The sequence below is a fragment of the Lactococcus sp. FSL W8-0209 genome, from assembly GCF_038006585.1.
Taxonomy (GTDB): domain Bacteria; phylum Bacillota; class Bacilli; order Lactobacillales; family Streptococcaceae; genus Lactococcus; species Lactococcus lactis.
Genome location: NZ_JBBOVN010000006.1, coordinates 1 through 7192 on the forward strand (window position 1 = coordinate 1; position 7192 = coordinate 7192).

Annotated in this window: 6 protein-coding genes; all 6 read right to left on the minus strand. The window is 32.8% G+C overall.

Going from position 1 to position 7192, the window contains the following annotated elements:
• Nucleotides 1-259: 259 nt before the first annotated feature.
• The 6 genes from MKX45_RS12460 to MKX45_RS12485 all read right to left on the minus strand — a co-directional run bounded on the left by MKX45_RS12460 (nt 260) and on the right by MKX45_RS12485 (nt 7004).
• Entirely contained in the window at nt 260-1360 is a 1101-nt protein-coding gene (locus MKX45_RS12460; protein WP_340817445.1) for an Abi family protein, read from the minus strand.
• Nucleotides 1361-1683: 323 nt separating this feature from the next.
• Entirely contained in the window at nt 1684-1941 is a 258-nt protein-coding gene (locus MKX45_RS12465) for a hypothetical protein (protein ID WP_340817446.1), read from the minus strand.
• 730 nt (nt 1942-2671) lie between these two features.
• Nucleotides 2672-3892, minus strand: coding sequence for a restriction endonuclease subunit S (locus tag MKX45_RS12470; protein ID WP_340817447.1), 1221 nt, complete (start codon nt 3890-3892; stop codon nt 2672-2674).
• Nucleotides 3880-4500: a DUF3450 domain-containing protein gene (locus MKX45_RS12475; RefSeq protein WP_137015761.1), complete on the minus strand. Its 621-nt coding sequence runs from the start codon at nt 4498-4500 to the stop codon at nt 3880-3882. The genes MKX45_RS12470 and MKX45_RS12475 overlap by 13 nt, the downstream gene beginning before the upstream one ends.
• Nucleotides 4500-5651: a RepB family plasmid replication initiator protein gene (locus MKX45_RS12480; RefSeq protein ID WP_340817449.1), complete on the minus strand. Its 1152-nt coding sequence runs from the start codon at nt 5649-5651 to the stop codon at nt 4500-4502. The genes MKX45_RS12475 and MKX45_RS12480 overlap by 1 nt, the downstream gene beginning before the upstream one ends.
• A 1029-nt stretch (nt 5652-6680) precedes the next feature.
• Entirely contained in the window at nt 6681-7004 is a 324-nt protein-coding gene (locus MKX45_RS12485; RefSeq protein WP_340817448.1) for a cytochrome B, read from the minus strand.
• Nucleotides 7005-7192: the final 188 nt, after the last annotated feature.

The window sequence follows — 7192 nt, forward strand, 5'->3', positions numbered from 1 at the left end:
TTTATGACCTGCTCTAACCTCACTATTCATCAGCATTCAAAAAACAGCTCACAACTGTTAAGTTATGAGCCTCTTTGTTTTTTCACAACTTCTCCTTATTACTTATTAACTGAATTTTATGCTCAACTTCCTTGACCTTCTATAAATCCTATTATAACAGAAAGTGAAAGCGGATATTTGGAGTATACTCTGGTGGACACATTAATAAACTTAGTAGATTAAAAAACTCAGAACATTTAAGTTCTGAGTTGCTTATATTCTAATCATTTTTCCATGTAAAACATGCTTGTAATTTTATTGATTGTTTTTCATTAATTGGTTTTTCATTAATAAGTAAAAACCTACAATAATTATCAGGAAATCCCATCTTATCAGGAGATAGAATCTCACTTCCTTCCAATTTTGAATGAATTTCATCAATAAATATATCCCATTCATGTTGAACAATTGAATCATGACATAATAAAACTTGTTTTATAGATAACATAAATGCAAATAAGTCTTTATTATCATCTTTTTTCTTGAGTTTCAATGCTTTCAATTTTCTTAAAGTAGGGGCATAAAAAGTTGGTGGAACTATTTGAAACGGTAAGCCATATATTCTTCCATAATGCGCTGATCTATTCCTAATAAACCAACCGGCCCTAATCCACGACGTTGCTGAACTAATAATATGCGGATAAAGAGCAACTTCTTTTGCATAATATTCTTTTGTTAAAAATAAGTCATGTATCCATTTTTTTCGATATTCTTCATGTAGCAGAGAAATAAAGTGCGTTGTTTCTCCGAAGGTCAGTTCAGGAACAATAACCCATAATGGTAAATACCCTTCCTTATTGTTAATATGATGTTTAATCGGAAGTGATTGAGCACTAGAATATGTTCTTTTACCAAATGTTTTAATCATTTCTTGAGCATTTTCTGAATTACTATATATGCTAAAATCTAAATAGCACTCACCGACTTGTAGCTCTCCTTCATAATGAGAACATAAAGAGTTTATCAAACTTGCCTTTACCAAGTTTTCTATATCCCCTGTGAATTTTTGCAAATTATTCCTTAAAATGGAATCAAACTCATATATTTCTAGGCAGTCTTTAAAATCAAAAATACTATTTTCCCTAATGGGAAGTTGTTTTTTATAGATAGAAAATGAATAATAATTGTGATTTACTAGAAAATTTTTTACTTCTTGTTCATCTTCATTTTTTATTTTAACAATTGCGTTATTATATATACTTGGCTTGCCCAGTTCTTCTTTAATTTTTTCAAAGTTCAAAAACTGTTTCATGTTTTTATTCATATCTGGCTCAAGGCAATAATAAGTATACGGTTTTTCTTCTGTTCTAGTTTCTACCATTAATTTTAGACCTTATATACAAAAAAAGACTCTGCATCTTTGGAGACTTATAGCTCCAGGGAAATGTAAGAGTTCGGGTAAGATTATTATAACAAGACGCCTAAGTAATGTAAAGAGGTCATTTTAACGTGAAAATCATTAATTCTGTTAAAATATATTCAAAACACAATATGTAGACTTTATACCAACATATTTAACTATATATTGTGTTTTGTTTTGTTTTTACATTTGTGTTATTTTTAAGTTACACATTTTTACATCTCCTACTACTTTGATAAGTCACGAAAATAAAAAGCACCATCTGTTCTGGTGTCTTTTTGTATTTATTCTTCTATCTCAACTACTAATCTCTTATTTCTAAATTGCTCATTATTTTCAAGTACCAAGGACTCTAGTTCAGAATTATCAGCACCTAACATTTTAAATAGATTTAAAAGGCCTCTTGCTCCCTCACCATTATAACCGATACTAAAACCATCTTTGATAAAAATTTTGTGCCCATAATCCTTATTTGGATCAATTTCTGTTTCAATTAAAACATCTGCAGCTCCATTAGCTTTTTTCTGAACATTAATTCTCAATGGCATACGCTCTTTAATAAAAGGGGTTCTGTTGCAAAGTTTTCCGACTATTTTCCGACTATATAATCCCAATGCTGGATAACACTTTTATACAGCAAGTGGTTAAGAAGCGAATTACCTTTTAAGTCAAGGTTGGTGAAGAGATTTAGTTACAATTCTAACAGCTTAAAAAGGAATTCCTGCTTATCATATCTATAACCCAAATACTAAAGTTGCGAGTCACCACTATACAACTAGCGCCTATGAATGAGGTAGTTTAGTTAAAGTCGGATGAAAATACGAAGTAGTTAGCTTTTACGTTTTACTATAAAAATTATGAAAATTTATAATTTCTCGACGAACGAGAAAAACAAGAACAAAAGAGACGCGGAACCGTCTTTTTTGTTTGATTGAGTTATAGGGCAAACGCCCCTTTTTGTAACTTTCAGTTGGCAAAGACTTCCGCTAGGAATCTCAGAAAGACCGAAATAATGTGATACGAAGTGTCATATGTATATTAGGCAGAATGGTCCAGACTCATCCAACAGCACAATGTATGCTCAGTGAGCAACTTCTGTTGAATAAATAGCTCTACAAGCATTATTTTTATTTTTATAGATCAATCCACCTATCGCTTTTCACATGGCACTATTATACCAGCGAACAAAAAAACAGCCCCCATTATCTACTAGTCAGATAATGAGGGCTGTTTTAATAGGTTTTGTTAGGGGTTATTATCTAATTATAGACCCTAAACAAACATCTTTTGTAAAAAGCCTTTTTTCTGTTCTTTCAATAAATCTAACTTACGTTGATGAAGAGCGATATTCTCATCTAATTTTCTAAAGAAAGCAGACATCAAAATTTGTTCTTCATAATTAGGGGTAGATATATGAATATTCATGAAATCATCATAGTTAATATTTAACAGTCCATCCATACGAGCCCCAGAAGATACTAATTTTCCTAATTCTCTATCAGGTAGTTTAGTTGAAAACATATACTCAATGAAGTCAGCCGACGTATTCTCTAACGCTTTAAAACTATGGTAAACCCTTGGGACAAGTGCTTCTTCATAATTTGTTAGACTGAATACAACTCCGTATTTAGCTAGCTTAGAATTTCCGTGATTATACGATAATTCTCCCTTTTTCAATAAAGTATAATTCTTTTTCTCTTTACCTGAAATGTCTCCAGAGAATCTATCTTTTTGGTCTAACCAACCACTACTAGCAGACATGGTTAGTGTAGGTAAATCCATTCTCCCGTCATTAGATCTTACTCGCTCAGTAACATCTTTTAACTTACGATCTTCCCAATCGTCAGCAAACCCCGCAAATCGCAATTCAGGAACTTTGGCACCATTTTTAGGGAACATTTTTTGCAAGTAGCCTTTTTTCTGTTCTTTCAACAAATCTAACTTACGTTGATGAAGAGCGATAGTGCCATCTAGTTGTTTAAAGAATGCCCCAATTTTTTCTTGTTCTTTTATATCGGGATACCTAACATCTAAAACATCTAGTGACTTGAAACTTATGGCAGGCATTGTTGTGCTACTAGAAAGAGACTGAATCTTTGGGTACATAGAATCTAATCTATATTTAAAAAAACGGTTATTAGCTTTAACCTTAGGAATTAATTTAAAAAGATTATTGGCAATTACTCCCTCATACCCATAACCTATAACTCCGGGTTGTCCGTATCTAATCATAAAAAGATCTGTAGCAGAAATTGTATTGTGTCCTGAATATTCAATATATCTCGGTTCTTCATCTGTTGTAGTTAAATCTACTATTCTAATAAATCTATGTCTATGCTTCCCTGGTTTGGTAAATTGGTTTTCTACGGGTACTTGTTGCCCTTGCTTATACAAAAAGATATCCTCCAACTTACGCTCTTCCCAATCATCCGTAAATCCCGGAAACCTTAATTCTGGAACTTTCTTTTTAACTGAATCATCTATTTTCGCCATAGTCCCCACCATTTTCTTGGTTTTTCTTGTTCTTCTATCCTTTTTTGATCTTTGATTTGTTCCTGCAAATTTTCCAACTTCTCTTTAAGAGCGTTCACTTCATCTTTATATTGATTGTCTAAGTGTTTGAATTCTGTTTCCTGTGAGGGCATTTTAAGAGCTTTAAGGTTATCATTCTCCGCCTTGTACTCTTCTAGCAACTTTTTATCCTGCAAGGCTAATCGTTGTTGTTGGTCTAACAAATTAGTTAGTTTTTCTATTTGTTGGTCTTTGCTACTTATTTGTTGGTCTTTGGTAGATATAATTTTATCCTTGTCTATTTTCAAATACTCAACTTCTTTGATTAATCTATTAATAAAGGGATTATCTAATTTTTCATCTTCAAAATTTTCTTTGCTACCTATTTGTTGGTCTTTTGTATTTGATTTGCTACCACTTTCTACTTTACCTAAAATTATTTTTTCTGCTTTAGAATTTATTAGATTAGACCCATTGGAACTTTTAAGCTGTAATTCTTTTGGTAACCTTTGGTAGTGATATTGAATATTTTGTTTTGTAACACTCAACTCATCTGCAAGCTCTTTGATTGTCTTTAACTTTTCACTCATCATAAGTCCTGCCTTTTAACCGTAGGTAGATATTGCTCGATTGCTTTTTTCAGATACTTCGCTACATTGCGTTTAGAATAGGCTTCTTGTTTGCTAGATACATAAGACAAGTGGTCTTTGACCCCATTCAATCCTCTTAATTCCTTTAACTCGTCATAAAGCGGATAGACGTTCTTTTGCAAACCTGCCATAAGTGCCGTGTCCGTCATTTCAAGAGGGGATAAGAGAAAGTTTTCAATCAATAATCGTGTGTACTTACTTTCCATTGCCTGTTTTAATAAGTCAGCTTCATTTCTTGATTTTTCCTCTTTGTCGGATTGATAATCTTTATCTTCTAACTTATAGCTGTTATCGTCTGCTTGGTGTTTCTTTTCGATATGAAAGATAATAGAGTCAATGCTCCGTCCTGCTTTCCTTTTCTCATAGGTCACGTTAAAAGAAGTGTGAGCGTTGATTTCTTCAACTGCATTTTTTAATACTCTTTTTTCAAAGTCAAAAAATCTTTTAAAATCGCTAACTGTATCCGTTATGGTTCTTAATTCTTGTATAGAAATAGACGGATTGCGGTAGGCTTCCACTTGCTCGGCTCTCCGTCCGCCCTTCACGCTGTAATGCTCGTATTGGTTGTATTGCATAGACAACCAACGGTACAAAATAAGGCTGTACTTGCTATTGAGCTTTTGTAGTTCTGAAATTTTATATTGAGTAAATTCTGCTTTTAAGTTAATCAGATAAGGCATAATTTCAGGACTGAAACGAATCAGCACTTCATCATTATAATCGTTCCATTTTACATAAGGAATAGGCACAATACTTTCATACTCAATACCTAATGATTTATTGGACTTGATTTTAAAGTAGGCTTGCTTCTGCATCAACTCAATTGCTTCTTTGAATTGACTATGCTTACTACTAGACGATACTTCAAAGAAAGAAAATAACTCTTTCTTTGAAAGATAAACCGTATTATTTTCAGGTAGATTTTCCGTATCAATGCAAGACACGGCTAATTCAAACATTTTGAGAGCGGTCTTTTGCATTTTAGCCACGCTTTGAATTAAAGCGTTATGCTCCACTACTTTTCTTTTTTCAAGGTCATTCAAGGTCAGCACCTGCTTTTGATTGTTTTTATTTTCTGGTATAATCATAATATAAATACGCTCCTTTGCGTGTTTTAGTAGTTGCATAGAGAAAGTGATTTAGACGTGACTTTTCTCTATGCTTTTATTATATCATAATTAGACGCAATTATTTTCGCTTGTCGTCTTATACATCGATTTTTGTCGTCTTATACATCGATTTTTGTCGTCTTATACATCGATTTTTGTCGTCTTATTATTCTGTAAACCCTTGAAAAACCTGACTTTTTTTTGACGCAAAAGAACAAAAGATTAAAATATATATGATAAATTAATATAGGCTTCGCCTTTTTTTTATTTTTTTCAAAAATTTAAAACCAAAGGTCAAAATCATCAAAAAAGGATTGAGCGAAAACCACGCTCACATTTTACTTGCACCGTTCACTTCGTTCCCTCGCTAAAAGAAAAGATCAAAACCACTTTTAGGAATTTATTGGATTCCCTCTAATTGCTCATATAAGCTGTTTTAACTGTTTGACTAGCTAAATACTCATATCATGCAATCAAGCGTCTTACAGACGGTCAGGGCAAGCCCTAACAACCCTTAAATGGAAAACCAATACTTTGTTTAACTTGTTTTTTTTACAACTTACAACAAGCTATTCAATTCAAAATCAATTTAAACCCACTTAAAAGCTCGTTTAAGCATTCTTAATGCTCCCTTTGAACAAATAGACCGTTTCGAATTAAAGTCGCTTAAATCGAGTTTTAGAGCGTTTTAAAATAGAATGATGAAAAACTAAAAAGTTTCAAACGCTGGTCGGCTTGTTTCGTAAAAAAAGAGTGCAATGCGCACTTACACACCACTCTAAAAACGAGTGATGTAATGGCTAAAAATCGTGTATCAGAAGTTGCTTATCGCAACAACAAAATTTCATGCTAGTAGCGTCTCTTAAATGAGTGAGTCTTTGTTTCAATTTGTGATACATTTTCTGATCCATCAAGAACTTCCTCAAAGATAAAATGCCTCAGCGCTCATTTCTCAATCGCCCTTTGTCATTGATTTTGTAATAAGCTTTGCGCCCTATTCGGTTACAATCCTCACAACAAAATAGCAAATATAAAACCATAAATACTGCAAGCTATCACATTGTAATACAAAACACTTTGTTCTTGTATTACAATGTGGCTTGAAAAGGGGGAAGTTTCACTTTCCCCTTTTATCCCCTTTGGATTGTGTCGATTTGCTTTACGCAAACGCCACCTACTCATTTTATAAAAATAAAATGGGCAAAAGATCTTTCTTTTTGTCATACAAAAAGAAGAAAAAAAGAGACGATTTTCTTCTTCCGAAATCGTCCCTCTTTTTTCTAAAACCATGGATGAACAAACAAAATACGAGAGATTTTTTGTTCGTTCATCCACTAAAAAGAACTCCCTAACGGTCGTGGCTACTTTGTTTAGTCTAAACGCTTTGAATAGTCCTATAAGCTCATAGTTTACCTTCTAAGCGATTTTAAACGTGAGTTAGTAATAATATAGAAAAAGCCCTTAAATAGGCTTGTATGTAATTGACTAAAACGTACAATTTTAGCTTTTAAATATGACCCTTA